This is a genomic window from Mycobacteroides sp. H003, from assembly GCF_001440135.1.
GTDB lineage: Bacteria > Actinomycetota > Actinomycetes > Mycobacteriales > Mycobacteriaceae > Mycobacterium > Mycobacterium gwanakae.
In genome coordinates, this window is sequence record NZ_LJYL01000032.1 from 1 (window position 1) to 20,654 (window position 20,654).

19 protein-coding genes, 1 tRNA gene and 2 pseudogenes are annotated in these 20,654 nt (G+C 62.1%); 5 read left to right on the forward strand and 17 right to left on the reverse strand.

Annotation, left to right across the window (positions count from 1 at the left end):
• Positions 1-96: 96 nt before the first annotated feature.
• Both AOT87_RS29405 and AOT87_RS19760 read right to left on the reverse strand, forming a co-directional pair.
• Positions 97-645: pseudogene (locus AOT87_RS29405) on the reverse strand (IS30 family transposase); the annotation flags it as partial.
• A 515-nt stretch (positions 646-1,160) separates the two neighbouring features.
• Positions 1,161-1,985, reverse strand: a complete 825-nt coding sequence (locus AOT87_RS19760) for a DUF1460 domain-containing protein (RefSeq protein WP_057968145.1) — start codon at positions 1,983-1,985, stop codon at positions 1,161-1,163.
• Between the two features lie 270 nt (positions 1,986-2,255).
• Here AOT87_RS19760 and AOT87_RS27995 point away from each other — a divergent pair, with 270 nt between their 5' ends.
• Both AOT87_RS27995 and AOT87_RS19765 read left to right on the forward strand, forming a co-directional pair.
• On the forward strand, positions 2,256-2,558 hold the full coding sequence (locus AOT87_RS27995) for a WhiB family transcriptional regulator (RefSeq protein WP_064409326.1): 303 nt from the start codon (positions 2,256-2,258) through the stop codon (positions 2,556-2,558).
• A 163-nt stretch (positions 2,559-2,721) separates the two neighbouring features.
• The gene (locus AOT87_RS19765; RefSeq protein ID WP_078322593.1) at positions 2,722-3,072 is read left to right on the forward strand and encodes a hypothetical protein; all 351 of its coding nucleotides are present in this window, start codon (positions 2,722-2,724) and stop codon (positions 3,070-3,072) included.
• 68 nt (positions 3,073-3,140) lie between these two features.
• On the opposite strand, the gene AOT87_RS19770 is transcribed toward AOT87_RS19765, so the two are convergent.
• Positions 3,141-3,860 (reverse strand): prolyl oligopeptidase family serine peptidase, encoded by a 720-nt coding sequence (locus AOT87_RS19770; RefSeq protein WP_057968147.1) that lies wholly within the window; start codon positions 3,858-3,860, stop codon positions 3,141-3,143.
• Positions 3,861-4,557: 697 nt separating this feature from the next.
• On the opposite strand from AOT87_RS19770, the gene treA reads away from it, so the two are divergent.
• Positions 4,558-6,198, forward strand: a complete 1,641-nt coding sequence (gene treA / locus AOT87_RS19775) for an alpha,alpha-trehalase TreA (RefSeq protein WP_256364552.1) — start codon at positions 4,558-4,560, stop codon at positions 6,196-6,198.
• 605 nt (positions 6,199-6,803) lie between these two features.
• Here the strand turns inward: treA and AOT87_RS19780 are convergent.
• From AOT87_RS19780 to AOT87_RS19800, 4 genes are all read right to left on the reverse strand, one after another.
• Entirely contained in the window at positions 6,804-7,526 is a 723-nt protein-coding gene (locus tag AOT87_RS19780) for a ParB N-terminal domain-containing protein (protein ID WP_234795768.1), read from the reverse strand.
• A gap of 47 nt (positions 7,527-7,573) precedes the next feature.
• Positions 7,574-8,380, reverse strand: a complete 807-nt coding sequence (locus AOT87_RS19785) for a hypothetical protein (protein WP_057969587.1) — start codon at positions 8,378-8,380, stop codon at positions 7,574-7,576.
• 8 nt (positions 8,381-8,388) lie between these two features.
• The gene (locus tag AOT87_RS19790) at positions 8,389-8,772 is read right to left on the reverse strand and encodes a hypothetical protein (RefSeq protein WP_057969593.1); all 384 of its coding nucleotides are present in this window, start codon (positions 8,770-8,772) and stop codon (positions 8,389-8,391) included.
• 759 nt (positions 8,773-9,531) lie between these two features.
• The gene (locus AOT87_RS19800) at positions 9,532-11,217 is read right to left on the reverse strand and encodes a hypothetical protein (protein WP_057969588.1); all 1,686 of its coding nucleotides are present in this window, start codon (positions 11,215-11,217) and stop codon (positions 9,532-9,534) included.
• A 290-nt stretch (positions 11,218-11,507) separates the two neighbouring features.
• Here AOT87_RS19800 and AOT87_RS19805 point away from each other — a divergent pair, with 290 nt between their 5' ends.
• A complete protein-coding gene (locus tag AOT87_RS19805) occupies positions 11,508-11,903 on the forward strand; it encodes a hypothetical protein (protein ID WP_057969595.1) in 396 nt (131 codons plus the stop codon).
• A 7-nt stretch (positions 11,904-11,910) separates the two neighbouring features.
• On the opposite strand, the gene AOT87_RS28885 is transcribed toward AOT87_RS19805, so the two are convergent.
• The 4 genes and pseudogenes from AOT87_RS28885 to AOT87_RS19815 form a co-directional block, all read right to left on the reverse strand.
• Positions 11,911-12,087 (reverse strand): hypothetical protein, encoded by a 177-nt coding sequence (locus AOT87_RS28885; protein ID WP_157859026.1) that lies wholly within the window; start codon positions 12,085-12,087, stop codon positions 11,911-11,913.
• Positions 12,088-12,149: 62 nt separating this feature from the next.
• Positions 12,150-12,323, reverse strand: a complete 174-nt coding sequence (locus AOT87_RS29110) for a hypothetical protein (protein ID WP_165589995.1) — start codon at positions 12,321-12,323, stop codon at positions 12,150-12,152.
• 172 nt (positions 12,324-12,495) lie between these two features.
• Entirely contained in the window at positions 12,496-13,254 is a 759-nt protein-coding gene (locus AOT87_RS19810; protein WP_131727348.1) for a hypothetical protein, read from the reverse strand.
• A gap of 308 nt (positions 13,255-13,562) precedes the next feature.
• Positions 13,563-13,865 (reverse strand): annotated as a pseudogene (locus AOT87_RS19815) (recombinase family protein); the annotation flags it as partial.
• Between the two features lie 34 nt (positions 13,866-13,899).
• Here AOT87_RS19815 and AOT87_RS19820 point away from each other — a divergent pair.
• Positions 13,900-14,274: a tyrosine-type recombinase/integrase gene (locus AOT87_RS19820; protein ID WP_234795822.1), complete on the forward strand. Its 375-nt coding sequence runs from the start codon at positions 13,900-13,902 to the stop codon at positions 14,272-14,274.
• A gap of 22 nt (positions 14,275-14,296) precedes the next feature.
• Here the strand turns inward: AOT87_RS19820 and AOT87_RS19825 are convergent, their stop codons facing one another.
• From AOT87_RS19825 to AOT87_RS19850, 6 genes are all read right to left on the reverse strand, one after another.
• Entirely contained in the window at positions 14,297-15,187 is an 891-nt protein-coding gene (locus AOT87_RS19825; protein WP_131727349.1) for a hypothetical protein, read from the reverse strand.
• 539 nt (positions 15,188-15,726) lie between these two features.
• Positions 15,727-15,799 (reverse strand) — tRNA-Ala (locus AOT87_RS19830).
• Between the two features lie 55 nt (positions 15,800-15,854).
• Positions 15,855-17,078 (reverse strand): MFS transporter, encoded by a 1,224-nt coding sequence (locus AOT87_RS19835; RefSeq protein ID WP_064409330.1) that lies wholly within the window; start codon positions 17,076-17,078, stop codon positions 15,855-15,857.
• A gap of 38 nt (positions 17,079-17,116) precedes the next feature.
• Entirely contained in the window at positions 17,117-18,748 is a 1,632-nt protein-coding gene (gene pgm, locus AOT87_RS19840; protein WP_057968150.1) for a phosphoglucomutase (alpha-D-glucose-1,6-bisphosphate-dependent), read from the reverse strand.
• 49 nt (positions 18,749-18,797) lie between these two features.
• A complete protein-coding gene (locus AOT87_RS19845; RefSeq protein WP_030097012.1) occupies positions 18,798-19,121 on the reverse strand; it encodes a YbjQ family protein in 324 nt (107 codons plus the stop codon).
• A gap of 26 nt (positions 19,122-19,147) precedes the next feature.
• Positions 19,148-20,653, reverse strand: coding sequence for a carboxylesterase/lipase family protein (locus AOT87_RS19850; RefSeq protein ID WP_057968163.1), 1,506 nt, complete (start codon positions 20,651-20,653; stop codon positions 19,148-19,150).
• Position 20,654 lies beyond the last annotated feature (1 nt).

Here is a 20,654-nt window from a genome sequence, read left to right on the forward strand (position 1 = left end):
TCCCGGTCCAGGCTGCCCCCAGCTTCGTTACGCTGCTGCGACAGCACAACGGCGCAGGTCTCTCACCTCCGCTCGGTCACACAGCGCCTCGTGGCGCACCAGGTCACCCTCCCAGTGTCCGGGCACGGCTCGGTCGGCGACTTCGGAGGGGCGCTCGCTGATCATGACCATCGGATCGGCGTAGCGCGGCTGACGGCGTTGAGCCTGTCGGCGCGTCTTGCGGTATGCGCGCCCGGTGCGTAGGGCCTTGGTCAGCTCGCGGCGTAGCTCCCCACGCCCGTGTACATACAGTGCCAGGTAGATCGTCTCGTGGGTCACGTGCATCTCCGGGCGGTCGGCGAATTGTCGGCGCAGGGTCCGGGCGATCTGCTCGGGACTCCACCGCAACATCAAGTGGCGCTGGATGAATGCGCGCAGCTCGCCGTTGCGAGCGATCTTGCCCTTCTTGGGTCGTGGCCGTCGCCCCTCGGCACGATCTTGGGCCGCATAGGGGCGGTAGGCGCCGGTGTCGGGGTGACGGTTGCGTCGAACCTCCCTGCTGATTGTGGAAGGGCTTCGTCCTAGTGTGGCTGCGATGGATCGGATCGACTCACCGGCTGAGAGTGCGTCGGCGATCACGATTCGGTTCTGCACTGACAGATACCGCGACGAAACAAGCCGGTAGGTCCTCGCATACGGTTGCGCAGGCCTACCGGCTCTATTCGTATGTCCACATCGGGTATCCCCGGAACGCCATCGTTTCACCGTGCGGTAGTTCACACCAATGATTTTGGACGACTCCCGGACTCCGTAGCCCTGCGCCAGCAACTCAAAGAACTTCACCCGCTCGGCGACCAGTTTCTTGCGCCCCTGTGCGACACGACTGGCACGAACCTCAAACACGGCAACTCCTGAATCGATCAGGTGTTGCAACGATCCCCAGAACTCAAGACCGGTGATCGGGGCGCTTCAGTACGGACCTCCGGGATACCCCGCGGCTATAGGGGTTCCACTGCTACCCCCAGGACGCTCGGGGGTATCCGTATCGGCGGACACCCTGAGTCCCGCGGCATCAACCCTGTTTCCGCCCAACGCTTCCCGTGGCATCTCAGGAGTAAGCACTTCGGCGGATACGCTGAGCCCCGCCCCCTAGTCAGAAGCAGGCGCCACTGTGGGCTTCATCAAATCGGTCGCAGTACGACAATTCCCGGAACCGTGCCCAGATATTCCCCCAGCGGCGTGTCGACGACTTGGTTGTTCGCACGCAATGACGAGGCGTTGCGCAGCACCGGCCCGTTCGGTGTGTGCAGGAAGATTCCTACATGGGTGACATCGAGCCCGCCAGCCGTCGCGTAGGCGCCGAGGTAGTCACCGTCGTGGAGATTCGCGATGACGCCATCGGAAACACGGGCGCTCGGTATGTAGGTAACCGTGCGCGGCCGCGTCGGGAGTCCGGGCAGGTAGTTTCCGCCGGAATCCTTCAAATTCAGTATCTTGGCGACCTGTTCCGCGGCTGCCCCGAGGCTGGCCGTCACATCGGTGGCATTGATGGGAGCGTCTGCGGCCCAATCGGTAAAGAAGTGGCGGCGTTGCGTGAAGCTGATTTCACCCCCGCGGTACCGGATCTGTGTCAGCTGAGCGATGAAATCGGCGCGATTACTGGACCGCTTCAACGCTTCGACATAGTCGGCGTACGTGAAGCAGTCCACGCGCGTGAGTTCAACGACCAACTGCTCGGGGACCGAAGCGGATCCAATCAAGGTGTTGGCACCGTAGGGCACGTGCAGAAAGAGTGCCGACACCGCGGCACTCAGCTGCCCCGGGTAATCGGCTCCGATACGGTTTCGCTCTGCCAGTAGCTCTTGGAGCCGACGTTCATTCGCCGGGCTGATCTGCACAGTGTCAGCCGCGGCCACAGGCGGGGCGCACAACGCACAGATCAGTGCGAGCAACGCGAACATGCGGTAACCGCGTCGTTCTGAAATTCGTCGCATTATCGGGGTCACGGTCTGACGCCTTCCTCTCCACGTCCCGGATAGCTCAGCTAACACATCACAGTGCAGAGCAGAACCAGGCTGGTCACCGGCCTCGCCCGACGCCCACTCTGCCGCACTTTACGCAATGCCCGTGCACTTTTGGGCTCCTACGAGACGAATGGACACCGACTGACGGTTGATTTCATTGGTGCAACGTCTAATTCACATCAAGGCAACCAATTCGTGTGAGGTTTCTGTCAACAACGCTGAAGGTAGCGGACATGCGCGGGAAGGATTTGCGTGGAAGATGTTCGGGTAGCCGAGACGACGGCTCTTAGCGCGGGGTTCGCATGGCAGCTACTGGGCGCGTGCCGAAACGCCAACCACGACCTGTTCTACTCCGATGACGACGAACGCCCCATTGAACGAAGACTCCGGGAACAGCACGCCAGAGCAGTGTGTCGACGCTGCCCCGTGACAACGCTCTGCCTTACCTACGCTCTGGAGATCGAAGAACCTCATGGGATGTGGGGTGGCATGTCCGAAGCCGAACGCCAAAAGATCCGGCTACGTATCGCCGCACGGAAGTCTGCGATCGGCTGACCGAAGTGCGATCCACGCCTGGCGTTCTGCGCCGTTAACTACTTCTCAACGCAGGTAGTCAACTACTCGTGCCTGAGGTCATTGTGAGGCCGAAAATTTAAGGGCCCATTGGGAATTATGTGCATCACAATTCCTGCCGACGTCATCAATTCATGGAGGAACAATGACAACTAGCGAGAAAGTTTCCGAGACAACATTCACTGACACGGTGGCCGAGCCGTTGGACGCTGTGGGAGAAAACGACAGCCAAGAGGCCGACGTTCAGGCCATCGTGAAGCGATTTGTTGTGACATCCCACGGCGGATATCGAACGCGCCTGGCTATTCCGGGCGTGAGTCCGTTCAGTGTGGTCATGGTGTCCACTTCGGAAGTCAACGCCCAGGATGTGCCCTTCCAGGGCAACGCCGTCTGCCAAGTCCACAATGTTGTGCCTGACAACGGCGGCGTACGAGTCCGCGGATTCATCGACTTCGGAGTCGATATCAGGGTGCAACTCGCCGTCTTCGTGGCCTAAGCACGGGGCCACACGCTCGGCCCGCCGTACCGGTAATCCGTGCGGCGGGCCTGCGGGCGGAGACCGGCTTACCTCGGCTTCAGCTGACACCGAATCCACTGTTTGGCCGCATACCAAGCCGACGAGGACGAGTCGATCAGATCGAAGTGGTCCAGTTCGGAGAATTCGAAATAGTCAGCGGGAGTCTCCAGTGCTCTCGCAGCGGAGACGTAGTGCTGGGAGTGTTCGACGGGGATATTGATGTCACGCACGCCATGTACGAGGACATGATGCCGCCGGTGCCCAAGCTTGCGAACCGGCGATGCCGACGCAACCTCATTCGGCGAAATTCCCACGGCCCCAAGAAATTCTGCCGCAGCACCATCACCGAGATTCTCCCGCAATGCGCGGTCGATGTCGCTAACAGGAGCCAACGCGACGGCGAAGTCGGCCGATCCGGCAGCAAGGGCAAGAAGAGCGAGATGTCCGCCGGCGGAGTGTCCCACCACAAATGATTGCGTGAGATCTGGATTGGCGCGTCTAGCCGCTTCGGCCGCCGCGGTGACATCGTCAAATGTTTGTGGCCACCCTCCGCCACCGCCGACCCTGCGGTACTCGATATTCGCGACGAGAAAGCCCTCGGCGCACAGGTCTTCGGCTATCGGTGCGGTGAGTTCAGCACCCAGCGCTTCTCGCCAGAAACCGCCATGGATAACAAAAAGCAGGCCCAGAGCAGGCGCGGCCGGCTCAAGAATGTCGACGTATTGACTCGGGTGATCTCCGTAGACCAGTCGCCTCTTTTGTGGCATCGCTTCCCTTCCGAATCAGGTTCACACGTACAAGCATTGAACAGAGTCACGGGGCCTAAACCAAGCGTGCACCACCAAAGTGATAGTAGACCAATTGGTATAGCCCGCTTCAGGTGGGACCGCGTATCTCCGCTCAACCCAACGCGGCGAGATGAGAAACAGATGCCTTCTGTATTGGTTACCGGTGCGGACGTGGGATCGGACTAGCGATCACTGAACACACGAGCAGCCAGGGCTGGGATGTCTGTGCCACAGCCGGCGCCTTCGCAAGCTTCTGCCCAGCACCCACAGCGGTCCGCAGCTTGTTCAAGAACGGCTTGTCGCAATGGACTGGACCAGTGAGCCACTGTCGCGTCGAAAACGTCACGCGCAAAGCTTGCAAGCTCCCCATGATGTTTGGGGTTCGCGGCGAATCGCGTTCAGCCACTTCCGTCTTCGTGCGGCTTCAATTTGAGGACCGCCACCATCATTCCCGACCTACGTATAAACTCCTATCCACGCCACCGCAGAGGCATCCACGGCACGAGACCTGGACATCGGATGGCGCAGTCACTGCGCCACCGAGGAAGGCGCCTGCACCCCGCAGGCGTCGGGTTTCTTGCGGTTGGCCTGCCGTAAGGTCACCTCTGCGGCTAAACCCCAAGAACCACAATAGGAGACACGCACGTTGAATCGACTGCAGGCCGCACCAGCCAGGTTGACTAACCCGAAATCTGCACCACTGCTTCGCAAAACCCTTGCAATAGTCACCGCCTGCATGACCATCACGAGCTGTGTCTCGCAGACAGAAAGCGACCACCGGGCCGATACACAGCCGGCGCGGCCGACCGCGAATACGGCGCTGCCGCAGCCACCAAACCAACTCTATGGCGATCTCTTCGTTGCGGTGCAGAGCGCACAGCTTTACCCCGATCAAAAGACTTTTGTCGATTCAACGTTAGATACGGACCCGGCCTCAATCGTTCAGCTATACCGGCAACAAAGAGCAGAACCGGGTTTTTCCCTCAAGGCGTTCACCGAACAGCACTTCACACCACCTGCCGCTGAGCACATCACGCCACCGCCAAACCAGACACTGCGCGAACACATCGACTGGCTGTGGCCCAGGCTCACACGAGCGAGCGTCACTGTGCCGCCGAATAGTTCGTTGATCGCGCTACCCAAACCGTATGTAGTGCCGGGCGGACGGTTCCAGGAGGGCTATTACTGGGACACGTACTCCACCATGCTCGGCCTGCAGGTGTCCGGACGTGAGGACCTCGTCGATGACATGCTCGACAACTTCGCGCACCTCATCAACACGATAGGTCATGTGCCAAACGGCAATCGCACGTATTACGCGAGCCGCTCCCAACCGCCCTTCTTCGCGAACATGGTGGACCTCGCCGCGCAGGCGGAAGGCGATGGCATTTATCGAAAGTACCTGCCAGCGCTGCGCAAAGAGCACGAGTACTGGATGCAGGGCGAGCACGAAACTCCGCCAGGCACCGCGGCACGCCATGTGGTTACCATGCCCGACGGCACGGTCCTCAACCGCTACTGGGACGCCAGCGACACCAGACGCGATGAGTCATATCTCGAAGACACCAAGACCGCCGAGGAAGCACCTGGCCGTCCTGCAAACGAAGTATGGCGCGACCTACGGGCCGGCGCCGAGAGCGGCTGGGACTACAGCTCACGCTGGCTCGGCGATGGCAAGACGCTCGCGAGCATCCGAACTACCGCGATCGTGCCAATCGACCTGAACAGCTTGATGTTCCAACTTGAGACAACAATCGCCAAAGGCTGCACCATCACGGGCGATGCCTCGTGCACTGCCGACTTCTCGACTCGCGCCCAGCAGCGCGCCAGTGCAGTCAACCGCTACCTTTGGAACAAACACGGTTACTACGGCGACTACGACTGGCAGCTGCGTCAGCCCCGTGATGCGATCACCGCGGCCGCCCTATATCCGTTGTTCACCGGCGTTGCGTCACCCGAGCGCGCCAAGTTGACAGCCATCGCAACGCGCAACACGCTGCTGCAACCCGGCGGTCTGGTAACGACCACCACGACCACCGGCCAACAGTGGGACGCACCCAACGGTTGGGCGCCACTGCAATGGATCGCGGTCGATGGCTTGCGCCGCTATGGCGAGCCCACACTTGCTAAAGAAATCGGCGTCCGCTTCCTTAACACTGTGAAACACGTCTATTCAAAGGAAGACAAGCTGGTCGAGAAGTACGTGGTCGAGGGAGACAGCGCGCGGGTCGGAGGTGGCGGCGAGTACCCGCTGCAAGACGGCTTCGGCTGGACCAATGGCGTCACACTGAAACTGCTTGACCTCTACGGCATGTGAGGCCGGTAGTTTCGCACCGCTAGCCCCGACTTGAGCCGGGTGGTCAGAATCTGTCATACCTGGCCGCTGAACAAGTCGACGCTGCCATCACCGACCACTGCACCACATTTTGCGGAGATCCATGACGTGGTTCCCGCCCACACAACGGTCACGACGCTGGACCAGCCACAACCGCGTTACCAGTCCCTACAAACAACGCTAAGAGCCCCGGCACTGCCGAGGCTCTTAGCGTTGTTTCTCTCCGAGCGGACTGACTCGCCCTGACCGCCATGTCGTGACGGTCACGGGTTCGCGTAAGCCCGTTATGGTGGAGCTAAGGGGACTCGAACCCCTTGTTGCCCACCTATATTCGCAGTTCAGAGCTGCCCTTGCCACAAAAACAGACCTGTCGAGACCTATGCCCGACCTGCGGAAACCTATCGGAATGTTGGATCATCCAACACGCCAATTCGGGTGCTCATCGGTACCGTCGCCGGTATGGATTCTCGTAGAAGCCTTCCGGCCGTTCGAGCTGAACATGCTCGGCGCCAAGCTGCCGAATCAGGACGGATCCGGCTATTCGGCTGGTTCGCTGGGTCCGAGCTTCCGCCTCTTCAACTCAAGCTCTAGTTTGGCCCGTTCTCGCCCGGCCTGGCCACTGCAGCCACCACATCGAACGCCGCCTTGAGTAGCTCGAAGAGGCCACCCGTCGCATCGTTCTGGATCCGCAACGCCGCCTTCGTCTTCCCCACGTAGTCCACGCCGTACGGCGGGTCCGTCCACACACAATCCGGCTGTGCATCACCGCACAACGTCCGCACACCGTCGAGATCGGTAGCCGACCCCACCAGCAGCCGATGATCACCCAACGCCCACAGTTGGCCCGACCGCGACACAGGCGACTGCGGTACCGGCGGAACGTCATCCGGATCGGTCAGCGTCTCTGGCGGAAAGAGATGCCGCTCCATCGCCAACAGATCATCGAGCGCGTATCCGGTTCCGCCCAAGTCCTCGATCGACGACAGCAGCAGATACAGGTCGGAGGTGTCGTACTCGCCCAGGTCGGCCAGCCGGTTGTCGGCCGCCACGATCGACCACGCGGTGTCCTCGTCCACGTCCACGATCCCGACATCTATCGTGTCCCAGCCGAGCGACCGCGCAGCCATCAGCGTGTGATTACCTGCCAGCACCTCGTTGCGGCGGCCGGTCTGGGTACCCCGGTTGACCACGATCGGCCGGTACTGGCCGTGCTTGGTCAGCGAAACAGCGATCGCGCTGACATCACCGCGGCGCGGATTACCTTTGAAGGTGTGCAGGCTATCGACAGCAAGCTGCGTGTATTCGGGCACGCGCGGCAGTCTCGCAGCAGGCGATGAAACTACTCCGCGCCCCGAAGTCAGGTGTCGCGGTATTTGTGGCGCAATGCGCGCACGGAGCTGTGGGTGCGCCCCAAGCGTTGTGCGGCTTCGATGACGGTCAGGCTGCGATCTAGTGCAATCTCGATATCGCGATCGGCCCAGGGCTGCTTGTGGTTGGCTGCCGTTGGCCGGGTGGCCTCTTGGCGTCGTAGCCGCTCGACCTCGGCCGCGTCACGGCATCGCAGGCACAGGCACCCATATCGGCTCACCGCGGTGTAAGTGCCGTGCAGATGTTCGGGGACTCTGCCCTGCAGGCGACCTAGCCACCGCGCTCGTGCCACAGTCACCGAGTTGATTGAACGCTCCAATTCGGCTGCAATCTCCGTGGGTGTGCGGGACTCGTCGGTCAGGATGGCGATCTCTTCCTTGGTCCACAGGCGCTGCCGTATTGGCTCCGCGCGGGACTCCCGAGCCGGGGTCAGCCCAAGGGATTTTTGGCGCTGCAGGTTTCGGATGCGTTTGATCGCCCGGAAAGTACGCCCTAACCGACGGGCCGCCTCGGTGCGGGAAATTGACCGGTCCAAGGCGATCGCGATCTCCTCGGGTGTCCACGACACATAGCAGCCAAAATCGGTCTGCGCTATCTGCGCCAACTCGGCAGCACCACTGCGCTTCTGGGCGAGCAGCTGCTCAATATCGCGCCCCCGATACCGCTTCCGGGCCTTCTCCACCTGCACCCGGGTGCGGCCCAACAACTTGCCAGCCTCGGCGCACGTCAGCGACCGATCCAACGCCACCGCCAACTCATCGGCGGTCCACCGCCGCTGAGCTACACCATCAACCACACGACAGGCTACTTCTGGGTCTCCGTACACACCGTGAACCGGCGCTGCGGGTGCTTGTAGCCGCCGTCTGGGCAACCGTCGAGAGTCGTGGTGTCCAGGACGATTTTGGTGGGTTTGATCCGATCACCCGGGGCCGTGGTATCGGTGCAGGCGATTTTGCTTACTGGTTGCCCCAACCGGATACAGGAGGTGTTGTCCCATGCCAGGTCCAGGCAGACGGTGTACTGACCGGTGTCTTTTGAGTTGTGATAGAAGGATCGATCTGCATCAGCACATTCAGTGGGAACGTTGACGCGCTGGATGATTCGGTAGGTATTTTCCGGGGACCCGCAATCGACGATCTTGAACACCGCATTGACGCCGGGCCCGGACAGGTTAGCGCAGCCACCCACCGGTGCCTGTTCTTGTCCGTTGGTGGTTAGCGCCGCTGGGGTCGGGAACTGACCAGGAATTTGAGCGAAATCGGTGGACTCGGCATGCTTCGGCGACACCGGTGGCGTCGGCTCGCTAGGTCCGCTGCACCCGGACATCACCGCCGCTACCGCAGCCGTCGCCGCAACTATCCCACCCCGCATCAGGGTATTCATCCTTTGTGTTTCGGTTAGAAGGTGAATGATCCGGAGGGCTGCAACACAAACCCACGTTCAGGGTTCACCCGCTCGATGCACGCCACCGAGCCGCCATCCCCAACACCACAGGTAACGTTTCCGTAGGACACCTTCTGCCCTGGTGAAAGAACCTTCGAAGTGGGTCGGTTGTCTTTGCATGCGCCTTTAGTGTGACCGATTGCGTACTTCGCTCCGAACTGATTGACCGTTCCTGTGTCACATGGCCCCGAACCCTCCGCGGCGATATCCTGAAGTCCCGGAAGCGGTCCCCAACACTGGATCAGCTGATTGCGCCCATCCGGGTTCGCTGGATGACCGAAACCGCAGTTAACCCCTTCCGCTGTGGAAAAGAAGACCGACGTCATGCCGCGACCCGCTGCGGAAACGTACTGATCTACCGAGACCTCGCTGTAGGCGTTGAGATCAGGGAAACCGGCGGGTTCGGCAGCGGCCCTATCCGGTGGGGTGCAGGCGATAAGGGCTGCAACGGCCAAGACGGTGGCAGACGAATATGCGAAGGTTTTGCGCATTGTCATTCTTCTCCTATTGGACGGTACAACTGGCGGAATAGACCCGTGGATCGTATGGGAGTTCTTTCACGTCGGGGTGGGCGGCCTTAAATGCCGGGTCCCAGTATTGGCTAACTTTCAATCCTATGGTGCCATTGCCGGTAGCCGGGTCAATAGACTGGCTGGTAATAGTCGGCCCATACGGTCCGTCAAGACCATTGATGTTGTTCACATCTCTGGGTACCAGTACGCGTGTGGCGGTCTTCGTGGTGAGTTCCTGGACGCTGGACGCGATAATCGCCTCGATCGGGCCCGTGCCTGATGAACTGACGAACATGAAGCCGTTCTTACCCTCCGGGCCAAGGGCGATGAGTTGGCTCTCACGGTCGCCAGATAGGAGGGGACCGACGTAGTGCACGCTCTTGATCCAGTCGTTAGGCCCGTCAGTGGGTTTGATGGGATCGGATTGATACAGAGCGCGAGCCGGATCGCCGGGTGTGGCACTGGTGTTTCCTGCCAAGAGCATCGTGTGCGAGGCCGGGTCATAGGCGCCGCTAGTTTGCGCGAGGGGCGATTGACCGATGATGACGTTGTTATGGGCAAGATCGACGATTTGTGAGGGCATGGTCACGTAGTTGTCGTTTACCTGGCCAGGCGCCGGAAGTTTCGGTTGGCTGTAGAAGGCGTAGTGCTCACCGTTGGGGCCAAGAGCGGTACCGGTGGGAATCGGCCGGGTTCCCTTCGGAACCACCGAATTTAACGGATTTGAAGTGCCGTTCAGCTTCGGGCCTCCCGGTGTACCAGGCTTGGGATCGCCACCGATGTTGAGCCCTGTGCCTGGGATGGAGTCGTCGAGATCATCGCCTGCGACAGGATTAGAGGGCTGCGTGCAATTGATCTCCTGGTCAGAGCGCGGAGCTTTCTGCTGCCCATCAGGAGAATCCGATTTCTGAGGCCCGGCTTGATCGGGGGCACAGTTACATTCGGTGCCGCCACCAACATCGCGACCGGGTTTGATCAGACCACCAATGACGCTGCCCGCTGCCCCGGCCCCTGCGGCCATTACAGACATGAGCTGATCAACGGGCAGCCCGTAGGTGCCCGCAGCAGATTGGCATTGTTGCTGAATCTGCTGATCCTGCTGGTCCTGGCCATCCTGCGTCTGGGATTGCTGATTCTGAGGCTGCTGAGATTGCTGCTGCCCCTGCTGGGACTGTTGCGACTGTTGGCCTTGCTGCGGCGCATTCTGTTGTGGCGCTTGGTAATCCGGATTCGCTTTACCCGGCCCCTGGGTGTATGGAGTAGCGGTCTGGTAGTCCGGTATCTGCGTACCATGGGCGGGCTGCTGCGCCTGCTGGGGCTGCTGTCCGGCCTGTTGGCCTGGAACCTGTTGCGGCGCTTGCGGATTGCCGCTGTTGTAAATACTGATACCCGAGTTCTGATCCAACGGCGGCTGGTTGATACCGCCCTGATAATCGGGTTGCTGCGGGGGCAAGCCCGGCGGCTGGAACTGCGAGCCATTCATCCCACCGTCGCCACCAGGACCACCTGTCGGGCCAGATGGGTCCGCAGCCACGGTCGCCACCGTGGAGAATCCGCTACCGGGCAGGGTGTGGTCGCCAGCGACCTTCGCTCCACCAACAGCCAGGGCGACAATCGCCAGCAGCGCCGAAGCTCGTCGCAAACCCACAGGCATCGCCCAACGATCCTTCGTGACCATGAATAAAGCCGCCCCTTTCAGCCGACGCTGAACGCGCCCCTGGACAGATCATTGCACACACATGGTTGCCATGTCGACAAAAGCCCAGCTAATGAGTTAGCCAGATTAGCCAGTGCTTCTATCAGCCCTGGTAGACACCCTGCAGCCCGACAGCTCAGCACCAGAGTTCCTGAGCTACCTCGGATCGAGTAAGCCGCTTCCCCAGGGGTGGACGCGAACGCATTCGCCAAACCGACACCGCCATGACCACGTCACCCGGCGGTGTCGGGCCCGCGGAGTACAACTGGTCAATGGGCGCCCGCTCAGCCATCCGCGAGATAATCGAGGCGATGCCGAACTTCTTCGGCCACAGACGCAACGTGACTATCGGCGCCCAGGACGAAACCGAGGCCATCGTCGACACGCAGGCCCAAATCGCCGACCTGATCGCCGCGATACTTCCCGATCGCCTCAAAGACAAGGGCCACCTCGTGATCCAGCTGCCCGCGATCGAGACCGACGACGCCGGCCGCCGCTACGTCCAAGTGCCGATCACGGCGCGGCCGTGGGCCGACGGCGAGGTTCGCATCTCTCCGCGCTGCGACGAAGTGGCCATAGCCAATACCCCGCCCATCCTCCCCATGCACGACATCCCAGCACTCGCGACCGCCCTCATGGCCGCATGGGCAGCACGCCCGCGCCGCTAACCGACGATCAGATCAGTTTCAACACACCACCATCGATCGTGGGCTCATCACGCCCGAACCAACCAGACGGCTCACCGTTATCCCACTGCACCAACGCATTCGTCTCTTGCACCTCCACCACGGTGCCCGTCCAACCTGATCGGTTCTGCACGCGGTCACCGACCTTGAGCAACACAGCAGCCACCCTTCAAAGAAACTGCAGGGGTGCCACATTCATCAAGCACCGCTGCAGCAGCCGATACTTCGCTATGACGACGACGGAGGCGTGTAGCCCGGTAGCCGACCACGATAAGCCCCCTCGGTCAACGCGAACGCCATCGCTAGCTGCTCCAACGCGTGCGTGCTCGCCGACGGCGCTGCGTTCTTGATCGCCGTCAATAACGCCTCCCGAGTCTCTTTAGTCAAATCGCTATCAGCCATCGATTACCTCTCTCCACCCCAGCGCCCTGCCGGGGCCGAGTCAGGCTAGCCGGTGCACGCCGGGTAACAAGATCAAAACGCGAAAACTCGTGGGACACATCACCCGTCGAGGATGAAAATCCCCCGGGGACGGCATCTTCCCCACGCCGTCCCCGGGGGATTCCTCACACGATCAGTTCGTCACAGGCGTCTCACGCTTGACTGCGGCCTGCAGCGGCCCCGAGCAATACACCGATGCTTTGACCTCCATCGGCGTCGCCCACTGGGCAAGCGCAACCCCCGGAGAGTTGCTGTACCGATCGTCACCCGCGAAAAGCTGCAATCGGGTCGGAACGGTCTTCGGGGGCAGATGGAACGCGATATCACCCCACGCCTTGTCCGTATCAACCGGCGACCCAATCAACGGCCCAGCGAAATCGCCAAGATCAAAGTGACCATTCGACACCGGGTCGGCATTCCCGGTCTGCAACCTCCAGTTGCCAGTCGGGACCGGGCCTTTCTCAGCACCAGCCCGAACATGGAACACGACGACCCGACCATCATCATCGAGCGCACACGCGGGACCAGGGTCGACGGTGACGGTGCCGGAATACTCCCCGTCGCCACTCCAGCCCGACGAGCCGCTGACCTTCACAGGGGAACCCAACTGCGCGACCGCCGGACTGGCCTCGGATTTGTCACCGACGCACGCGGTCAGCGCGAAAGCGCCGACCACCGCCATGCCTGCAGCCACGCCGCGAGTAATTTTGAATTTCAACATTCTTTTTCCTGTCTTTGCGCAGGTCACTCGCCTGCACAAAGCCGGAAAGGGGTGGCGACACGCGACGCGCAACCCGCCATTTTTTGGCGGGGACACGCCGAGCCTGATACCTTCAAAACCTGTCGCCAACAGGGAATTGGGGTCCCAGGCCGTGACGCCACCACCAGGCATCTGGCCTGGGGCACCTATCCGACCTGCAAAATCTTATCGGTGTCATTCGACGAAACCGCATTGCGCGCACACTAAATTTCGCCGACATTGGAATTCTTAGAATCCCACCCTGTGGAGCAACACCGGCACCGAGGCTGTGGAAAAGTCCTGAAGTAGCAGATCAACCAGGCCCCACACTTGTGGACAACCTGTGAGCTACGTCTCGATGGGGCCAAACGCTACCCGACAGAATTCTTATAGACCGGCATCTCGAACCCCCGGGCGCGTCGCAGGCGATCGCAGCACAAATAACCGGACCTGCCCGCGTTCTAGCCCTCCGCGGCCCGGGCCCGCGCGTTGTAGACCGTTGCCCGCGACACCCCGAACTCGCGCGCTAAATCCACCAGATGCTCACACGCCGCGAGCCGCTCCAACACTTCCGTCGTCTGCTCCTCGTTCAACGCTGGCTTGCGGCCCTTGTAGACGCCCTTGGCCTTCGCGAGTTCGATGCCCTCACGCTGCCGCTCCCGGATCATCGACCGCTCGAACTCGGCGACCGCACCCAACATCGACAGCAGCAGCGTAGACATCGGCGGGTCGTCGCCCGTGAATGTGAGGTTCTCCTTGACGAAGACCAAGACCGAACGCAGTGCCCGCGATCTGCCGGTGCCACCGCGCGAACTGGCGCTGATCAAAGCCATGCGCGCGGTGCACCTGCGCGAGCGCCTGGCCGTGGGCCGACCACTCGCCGACACCGACCTGTTGCTCTCGCGGGCGGACGGCACGCCGCTGCCGGTGCGCGACTACAGCCGCGAGTTCGCCGCCCAGCGCAAGGCGGCTGGCCTCAAGGCGATCACGCTCGGCAAGCTGCGGCACTCGAACATCTCGCGGATGCGCGCGGCGGGCGTCACCGCTGATGTCATTGCCGCGTGGCACGGCCACACGGAGCGCATGACGCAGGCCGTCTACGGGCGCGTAACCGACGACCGCCTCACCGCCGCCGCGACTATTTTCTCAGTCGCGGCCCAAGGCGGACAGTAAAGGGCGACCCCTCCGTCACGGCCTACGCAGAGAAGTGCGGCATGTCAGCGACATTCAGATTGCGGAGGCCAACAATCACCTCCAACTGCGATATTGACGTGCCCAATGTCATCGGACCGGATAACTCCGATGAGAGGATTAGTCTGCCATGGAGAAAGGGGCCAACCACGGCAATCGTGTGTATCTCGCTACTGGATAGCTGAGAGGCCTCCACGGCGACTGTTTTCGTTATCAACATGGATTCTTCAGCTACCGGAGGGCCACCTTGCTTTGGCTCGTCTACCACGTAATTGCTGAGAACCATCTCATCAGTTTCGTTGTCCCACGCCGTGGTCGTCGGCAGTTCTTTGTCGGCGATAACAAGGAGCATGTGCTCGAAAAACGGCGTTGTGAAGTACTGCCAGCCTGACGCATATATACCGCTGTGGCCGCGTTGAATGCCGCGATGGACAGACACCAGCTCACTGACGTACTCCGACAGTGTGTTTAGTGATTTTCGAAGGTCTGCGCGGCCCGCATCATTCTGCGGCAAGTGATAGCGACCCGGTTTCGCATGCATGAGCCCAGAGCGTTCGACGCAGTACATATTGGTGTACACCCAGTCGATCGCCTTTTTCTCTCCAGGTGGAGCTAGCTTGGCCACGGGCACGAGTGCATCTGCTTGCTTTAGCGCAGCTGTGAACCAGTCCTTTTCGCTCTCTGCGGGCTTCCCATTGGGGTGCATAGCCCGGGGCCGGATGTCGCTCAACAACCGCTCCAGGGCCAAGAACATGTTCCGGTAGGAATCGAATAGGTACTCCGAGGTACGTGACATACGGATGAATCGAAAGGCGTCATGCTGCGCTGCGGTGATCGGTGGGGTAGGCGGCTGCAGGACCACCTTTCCGTCGGCATCGGTTACTGCCAAGGTCACCGAAATTGCCTTCGCCCTGGTGTGGACCATCCTCAATCGAAGTGTTACGCCGCCTGCCGGGTCAGGCCACCATACGAGGCAATCGTCGAAGTCATCTCGAATAGCTGAGTCGCACAGTCCGCGCACACACATGTAGTCAAGGGCGTTATTGGCCGCTCTGAGAGCCGCGCTGTGCGTCTGGTCGCAGCTCGTCAACACAGCGGGACCACGGACGATTACTGCTTTCATGCCCTCTAAGACTGTGGCAGTCCATCCATCGTCGAGAGTCACTTCAGCATTCATACGCGGGGCGTTCCGGAGCAAGAACACGGCTCCGTGCCGCCACGTATCAGCCGTGTCTTGAAGAGCGACCGCAGCGTAGTGCCCGATAGTCACCGTCCAATTCTGGCGATGATCGCCATAATTGGCGCCAAATTGCTATCAATTCGCCTTATCTGGCCCGCGATAGGACAGAGTTAGGACACCGAGGCAAGCAATGACGCTCCCCCGCAAATGACGAAACCCGTTCTGACAGAGGCCAGAACGGGTGGAATGTCAAGTGGAGCTAAGGGGACTCGAACCCCTGACCCCCACACTGCCAGTGTGGTGCGCTACCAGCTGCGCCATAGCCCCATGTTTAGTTGTGTGCTCGGACGAAGTTACACCACGGCGACGGGCTCTCAAAATCTCAGCGCTCAGGACCGCCGACATCCTCTGCTACTTCCTGCATACTCCTAACCTGCGGTGACGCAAGTCTCCCCAGCGTCTCCGGTGCGAACACCCACGCCACAGCCGCGATCAGCGGCATCGCACCACCCACCACGAACGCCCATCCGTACGACGTGTGCTCGGCGATGACCCCCGCGACGACGGGTCCTATCACCAGCCCGATATCGGAGGTCATCTGGAAGGTCGCCAGTGCCGTCCCTGCGCGGCCCCGGCTGCCCACCACATCGGCCACCGCGGCCTGTTGCGGCGACGCATACAAACCGGCGCCTATCCCACCGATAAGCGACAGCACGATGAGCGCCGGCAGCGACGACGTGAAGCCCATCGCCACCACGGTCGAACCGCAGACCACCAACCCGGCCACCACCAGCGGCTTACGCCCGATGTCATCGGACCACGATCCCGCGAGAAAAGCCGTGGACACGTCCCCCGCCGCGAATGCGGCGAACACCAGTCCAGCGGCGCCCGGTCGCTGATGCAGCGCCTCGATCACAAACAGCGGCAGCAAGGCCCCACGGATTCCGAAGATGGCCCACCCCGCACTGAAATTCGACATCAGCGCGGCCAGGAAGGTTCGATGATGCAGCGCGGATTTCAGTGTCACCGGAGCGCCGTGATGCTCGTCGGCGACCTCCAGCAGCGTGGAGCGCCGCAGCCCGAAGTGGACCAGCACGGCGACGGCCACCAGCGCCGCCGCGTAGATGATGAACGGTGCCGAAAGACTCAGGCCCACCACGGCACTACCCAAGACCGGACCGGCCACCATCCCGAGCAGGAAGCTCGACCCGTACAGCCCCTGTGCACGCCCGCGAATCTCTTCGGGCGCGATGCGCACCAGCAGCGCGGCCGCCGACACGGTGAACATGGTGGAGCCGACACCCCCGAGCGACCGGAACACCAGCAGCTGCCAGTAGTCATGCACGAAGGCGCAGCACCCGGTGGATAACGCGACGATCAGCAGCCCGGACATGTAGACCCAGCGCTCCCCCAGCCGCTGCACCAGCGCGCCGGCGGCCGGTGCGAACACCAGCCGGAATGCGGCGAACGAGCTCACCACCGCGGTCGCCGCCGTGACACTGACCCCGAAGCTGCGCGCGTACTGCGGCAATGCGGGTGCCACCACGCCAAACCCCAGAGCGATTACCAGGCACGCGACAACCAGGACCCAGATCTCCCACGGCAGGCGCGGTTTAGTGTCCGCCTCGTTACCGGGACAGCCGCTTACCCGATCACCGATGAGACCACCTCGCGGGCAGCGTCCTGCACCTGCCGCAAGTGTTCTGCCCCCAGAAACGATTCTGCATAGATCTTGTATACATCCTCGGTACCCGACGGCCGTGCCGCGAACCAGGCGTTTTCGGTGACAACCTTGAGCCCGCCGATCGGCGCACCGTTGCCGGGCGCATTGGTCAGCTTGGCGACGATGGGCTCACCGGCCAGTTCGGTGGCGCTGACCTGCTCGGGCGATAGCTTGCCCAACACAGCCTTCTGCTCACGGCTCGCGGGCGCATCGACACGAGCATATGTTGGCGCGCCGTACTTCTCGGTCAGCTGCGCGTAGCGCTGCGAGGGCGTAGCCCCGGTGACCGCGAGGATCTCCGAGGCCAGCAGGGCGGCAATGATGCCGTCCTTGTCGGTGGTCCACACCGATCCGTCACGACGCAGGAAGGACGCCCCGGCGCTCTCCTCGCCACCGAAACCGATTGTCCCGCCGATCAACCCGTCCACAAACCACTTGAATCCAACCGGCACCTCGAGCAGCGTTCGGTTCAGCCCAGCCACCACCCGGTCGATGATCGACGAACTCACCAGCGTCTTGCCTACGGCGGTCTCGGCGGCCCAACCGTCCCGGTGGCTGAACAGGTAGTCGATGGCCACCGCCAGGTAGTGGTTGGGATTCATCAGTCCCGCATCGGGAGTCACGATGCCGTGTCGATCCGAGTCGGCGTCGTTCCCGGTCGCGATCTGGTACTTGTCCCGCGACGCCACCAACGAGGCCATCGCATCAGGCGAGGAGCAGTCCATCCGGATCTTGCCGTCATGATCCAGAGTCATGAACCGCCAGGTGGCATCCACAAGCGGGTTCACCACGGTCAGGTCCAGCGACCAGCGATCGGCGATGGCCGCCCAGTAGTCGACGCTGGCCCCGCCCAGCGGGTCGGCGCCGATCCGGATGTCTGCGCCCTTGATGACATCGAGGTCGATGACGTTGATGAGGTCGTCCACATATGTCTGCTGAAAGTCATACCGCTGCACGGATTTCAGCGCCTCTGCCAGCGGGACCCGTTTCACCGAGCGCCAGCCCGAGCGCAGAATCTCGTTGGCGCGCGCGGCGATCGCCCCGGTAGCATCGGTATCGGCAGGGCCGCCATGCGGTGGGTTGTATTTGAACCCGCCGTCGCGGGGCGGGTTATGCGACGGGGTAACGACTATCCCGTCGGCCAGCCCCGTGGTCTTGCCCTGGTTGTGCCGCAGGATGGCGTGACTCACCGCCGGAGTCGGGGTGTATCGGTCCCGTGAATCCACGTCCACCACAACACCATTGGCGACCAAAGCCTCCAGGGCGCTGGTCCACGCGGGTTCGGAGAGCGCATGGGTGTCACGGCCGATGAACAGTGGCCCGCTGGTGCCCTGCGAGGCCCGGTATTCGACGATGGCCTGGGTAGTAGCGACGATGTGCGCCTCGTTGAAGGCGCCGTCGAGACTCGACCCCCGGTGCCCGGAGGTCCCGAAGACGACCTGCTGTGCCACGTCCCCCGGGTCGGGGTCAATCGCGTAGTACGCCGTCACCACGTGGGCGATGTCGATGAGGTCTTCCGGCTGGGCCGGCTGTCCGGCGCGCGCGTTGCTCACCCGCCTGATTCTGCCCGGATCAAGTGAACCGTGTCTTACCGAACGGTCGCTATTGGAGTGGCTGAATGCCGACGGCGGTGCCGTAGGCACACACCTCGACGCCCGTGTTGGCGTACTCGGTGGTCTCGAATCGGAACGCGACCACCGCATTCGCGCCGCGCGACTCGGCTTCTGCCGCCAATCGGGACAGTGCCTCGCGACGACTCTCGTGCAACAACTGAGTGATGCCCTTGAGCTCACCGCCCGCAATCGACTTGAACGAAGCGGCAAGGTTGGAGCCGATGTGCCGCGATCGCACGGTCAAACCGAAGACCTCGCCGAACACCGCGGCGATCTTGTACCCGGGGATGTCGTTGCTCGTCACAATGATCATGGGCCCAAGGTACCGCCGTTACGTGATCAGACGATCGACGTGGCGTCCTGCCACAGCGGGCGCCGATCCCCGTCGGGATCGGCCTCTAGCCTGGACGGATTATCGATGATCAACACCTGACGCTCCGGCACCGTGTGGGCGGGCCAGCCGTCACCGGGGCTCCCGGTGCGCGCGAATGACAGCCAGCGCCTCTGCATCTCGTCGCTGACGGCCCGTGCGGCGGCGCGATCTTTGCGTCCCGCCAGGATGGGCCCGGCGACGGTCCGGTAGGTACCGAAGACCGCGAGGAGTTCGATCGCGTGGGTGGGTCCCAGCCCGTAACGGCGTAATGCGCGCGTCGCGTAGTCGTACCGGTAGAAGTACGTCGGCGCGTATTGGCCGTGCGCCTCTGCCACGCGCCATGCCGCCGAGCCGAATGCCAGGTCGCCGGCCAGCTGTAGGAGCGCCTTCTCCGACGGATACCCGTGGTAACTATCGACAATGCGCTGAACAAACTCCGGCCCGTCCTTGGACAACGCGTGCTCCAGCGCCTCCGGGGTGATCGGAAGGATCTTGAGGATCTTGGTGAACAGAGTCGCCTCTTCGGCGTTGTACCCAATGATGAGTGGAACACGATGTGCCTCACCGCGTTCCATGGCCTCGACCGGATCGAGAGGCAGTACGTCACCGTCGACGCTCGGCCCGATCCGCAGCGACAGACCTGGTACGTGTTTAGCCGATCCGATCAGCCGGAACAGGGCCTTCACCAGATTCTTCGGCTTCGCGGAGAGAACGGTTTCGGCCGCGTTCGAGTCGGTCGCACCCAGATACTTCGCAAACTGGCGCGCGTTCACCACGGCATCCTGGGCGCTGACCACCAGCCCGCTGGCGGTGCTCTGGCAGATTGCCCGGTGGAACAGTCCTGCGGCCGAGGGCACCGCAAGCAGCGTATTCACGGCGTGCGACCCGGCGCTCTCCCCGAAGATCGTCACGTTGTGGGGATCACCCCCGAAGGCACCGATGTTGTCGCGCACCCACTGCAGCGCCAGCACCAAGTCGCGTAGGTACAGGTTGCTGTCGATGGTGTGCTTCTCGTCCGACAGCGACGAGAGGTCCACGCAGCCGAGCCCACCCAGGCGGTAGTTGACCGACACATACACACATCCACGACGTGCAAGACTCGCGCCGTCATACAGCGGGGTCGCCGAGCTACCCAGGAAGTAACCCCCGCCATGGATGAAGAACATCACCGGCAACGGCCCACTGACCGGCCCCTCGGGCGCGACCACGTTGAGGGTCAGGCAGTCCTCGCTGAGCTTCTGCGGCTTGCCGGGCAGGATGATCGCGAAGCGATGCTGCTGGATGGAAGCCGCACCCCAGGTGCGGCACTTGCGCACTCCCGTCCACGGCTGGGCCGGGCGTGGCGCGCGCAGGCGCAGCGGACCCACCGGCGGCTCAGCGTAGGGAATCCCACGGAAGCGATGCACGCCGCCCCGGGTGAATCCTTCGACGGTGCCGTTGACGGTGTTGATGCGGATGGGCTTCTTTGCCATC

Coding starts and splice junctions, on each gene's coding strand:
- AOT87_RS19800 (WP_057969588.1), bottom strand. CDS start 11,217: ATGGTCACGAAGGATCGTTGGGCGATGCCTGTGGGTTTGCGACGAGCT.
- AOT87_RS19765 (WP_078322593.1), top strand. CDS start 2,722: ATGACAACTAGCGAGAAAGTTTCCGAGACAACATTCACTGACACGGTG.
- AOT87_RS19805 (WP_057969595.1), top strand. CDS start 11,508: ATGGGCGCCCGCTCAGCCATCCGCGAGATAATCGAGGCGATGCCGAAC.
- AOT87_RS19770 (WP_057968147.1), bottom strand. CDS start 3,860: ATGCCACAAAAGAGGCGACTGGTCTACGGAGATCACCCGAGTCAATAC.
- AOT87_RS19810 (WP_131727348.1), bottom strand. CDS start 13,254: ATGCCTGGTGGTGGCGTCACGGCCTGGGACCCCAATTCCCTGTTGGCG.
- AOT87_RS29110 (WP_165589995.1), bottom strand. CDS start 12,323: ATGGCTGATAGCGATTTGACTAAAGAGACTCGGGAGGCGTTATTGACG.
- AOT87_RS19845 (WP_030097012.1), bottom strand. CDS start 19,121: ATGATCATTGTGACGAGCAACGACATCCCCGGGTACAAGATCGCCGCG.
- AOT87_RS19850 (WP_057968163.1), bottom strand. CDS start 20,653: ATGGCAAAGAAGCCCATCCGCATCAACACCGTCAACGGCACCGTCGAA.